This window comes from Caballeronia sp. BR00000012568055 (assembly GCF_029439455.1).
In the GTDB taxonomy this organism is placed as follows: Bacteria; Pseudomonadota; Gammaproteobacteria; order Burkholderiales; family Burkholderiaceae; genus Caballeronia.
The window spans coordinates 1-2,969 of sequence record NZ_JAQFVG010000094.1; the positions used below are offsets into that span (position 1 = coordinate 1).

Sequence of the window (2,969 nt, forward strand, 5' to 3'; positions counted from 1 at the left end):
TCGCTCTGCTGCGCAAAACGAGCTGCGCATGGAGGATAAGCGGGGATATGAGCACATCCATCTGACGACGCCGTTCCAGACCAGTGAGCTGAATCTGGGGCATATGGTCGATGGGGATCGCAAGGAGAGGGGGCGCGGAGCGGAGCTGAGAAGCGATGAGCATTTGGCGCTTAGAGGAGCGAAAGGCGTCTTAATTACGGCAGAAGCACAGCCGAACGCGTCTGGCGAGCAACTCGCTATGCAGGACGCGGATGCAACACTCACGCAGGCCAGGGACATTCTTAAATCGCTCAACGATTCTGCGAGAGCAGCCAAGGCGTGGCTCGCGGAAATCGATCAGCAGCGCGTGCTGGTCGAAGACAAACTGAGTCAGCTTAAGCGTTCGGCCCTGATCGCTACCGCGCCGGAAGGGCTTGGTATTGCCAGTGGGCAGCAAATGCAGATCGCATCGCGCAAGCAGATGTTCGTCAACGCTGGCGAAGGACTCGATATCGGTGTGGTCAGGCGCGTCACGATCGCAGCAGGAGAGGCCCTTTCTCTTTTTGCCGCAAAGCTTGGGATTCGCATATTCGCGAAGGGCAAGGTGCAAGTTCAGGCGCAGGACGACGCGATGGAGTTGATTGCGATGAAGGACATGATCGTAAGTTCGTCCGATGGTGAGGTCACGATTACTGGTCGCAAGGGGGTAACCATCGGCGATGGCTCCGGCGCGTACATCAAGTTATCGGGCGGCAAGGTGACGCTCGGTAGTCCCGCTGGAGAAATCGAATTGAAGGGCAACCTGACTGTTAACGATGCAGACGGGGGAAATTTCACGTTCCCGACGTGGAATAGCGCGCCGGTCAAGGACGTCAAGAACCCGATCTCGTTTGGATTCTCAGAATAAGGCAGAAGATGGCAACAGCAACTCCAACACACCCGCAGTCACCATCAGCGCCCCAAGGGGCGTCAGGGACCAGTCACGCACCGTCTACTCCGCATGCGCCTGGCACGCCCGCGCCATCGCAAGCTGGGCCGGTTACAAAGGTTAAGCAGTTGGCGTTTGCGTTCCCGTTTATGAGGAAGGGGACTCAAGGGTCCAATGCCGCAGTCAAGTTCAATGACGAACATGAGATTTATCAGTTGCTTGCAGCTCATGAGCCGTCCGGCAGCTATCTATTGAGTAGCAAGGGGCTGTGGCACGGCGGCATCCACATCACCGAAGCGGGTGTGGGTTCACAGTTGGATATGAATCAGGGCGTTCGGTGTATCGCTGATGGTCACGTCATTGCGTATCGTCTTAATCGGACTTATCTGGTTAGCGAGATTGCTGCATCGAATGAACACCCTGCGGTGCAAGCGCCATACAGCACGGGATTTGCGTTGGTGCGGCATACGATGGAGTTTCCGAAAGGGACGACTCTGACGTTCTATAGCCTTTACATGCACCTTCTAGCGTTCTCGGACTACCAGCAGGACGCGGCGAAGACTAGGCCTGCATACTGGTCCGGATCCTCACGATACAAAGTCACCGATCACGCTAAGGATGTACCTGCGACCGGTCATGGTGGGCAAGCGGCAGATGCGAGCCAAAAGGGCTTGAGGGTCCGCGCCAGTGTCACCAGAGGACATGCAAGCCATCAGAGCACGGGGATCTTGCCGAACGGCGCAACCGTGAGCATTGGCGAGCGGCAAGGCCACTGGGGCAAGATAACGGACACGCACGGCGCTCAACTCTATCCGCCTCAGGCGGGCGCTGCGCCACCTGGCACGGTAGTAGGCGGCTGGATTTTTTTAGGCAATGAGCAAGGTTTGCCTCTGGTGGAAGAAGTCATGCCAGACGACGCATTTGATCACGTCGTGGTCACGCTGACGGAATCAAACCCGCAAGGTATCGCCATCAAAGCTGGAGACTTGGTTGGGCATTTCGGAACCTATACCTCGCTGAATCTCCTTCCGTCGTCCGCCAATCCAAGCGTTCCCTCGACGCGCATGGCGCATATCGAGGTGTTTTGCGACGACAGCATTAAATCGTTCATTGACCAAAATAGAGCGTGGGTGAGCGCACATTCGCATGACCCGAATGCCTGGAAGGCGCTTGGGCTGTCTGCAGAGCCGACGCTTTTGCGCGTCGATAGAAACGCAAAACTGTATCGTGCGGCAGAGCACGAAGGAGCAGACGCGCCAAAGACCGGTGTGGTGCAGCGATGGTCGTTGGGGGAGCTTGCGCGCGATCCGAACAGTCGGCATGCCGAGACCACTGCTGATCAAAGCGGGCGCAAGATGAACTGGTGGCGAGTGAAGAGCGCAGACGCGCACTTGCAGCCGGTGGAGGGTTGGGTGCGTGAAGAGCAAGTTGCCGGGGGGACCGTTACGCGGGAATTCGGACAGAAGTGGGTGGATTTCCCGGCGCCGATCGAAGACCCACACGACCCGACGCATACGATGTTCGCGACGACAAAGGCATGGGTGGATTATGCCGGCACTGCCAATGAACCGGATATCAAGGCAGAGGCGAAGTTGAGTCCGCTGATGAAGAGTGTATATCGGGCGCTGTACCCGGAAGGCGATGGTCAATTGGCTGCTGATCAGCTATGCCAGGCATTCGAGGGAAGCGCGGGCGGATATCCGTGGATGATGCTGACTGCATCACGGCTGATTGTTAAGCACGAGAGTGAATGGGCCAATCCGGAGAAATGGAAGCAGCTCTATACGGAAATCGAGCAGGTCGCGGGACCGAAGCCTCAATATGTGAAGGAGCAAGAGCGTATTGAGAAGTTGGTGTGGTGGGATGAGGTGAAGGCTAAGGTGCCTGGATTTCCTGAGCCCAGTGTGTTTCATATTCATCCGATTGGGTTGGTGGGGAATTTCGTCACGAGTAGTGTGTGTGCCTGCGGATGCTGTTACTCGAGTTCTTTCAAAGTCACGCGTATGGGAAGTACGTATGGTCCTGTTTATTGGGGAAGTCGGCGGTTGAGTAGCGCGTCCGT

Annotated in this window: 2 protein-coding genes; both read left to right on the forward strand. The window is 56.8% G+C overall.

Annotated features, from left to right (window positions below):
* A partial coding sequence (locus tag P7F28_RS06035; RefSeq protein ID WP_277183581.1) for a type VI secretion system Vgr family protein occupies positions 1 to 886 on the forward strand: 886 nt, incomplete at its 5' end.
* Between the two features lie 149 nt (positions 887 to 1,035).
* Positions 1,036 to 2,969, forward strand: a 1,934-nt coding sequence (locus P7F28_RS06040; protein ID WP_277183582.1) for a hypothetical protein, incomplete at its 3' end; no start/stop codon positions are given.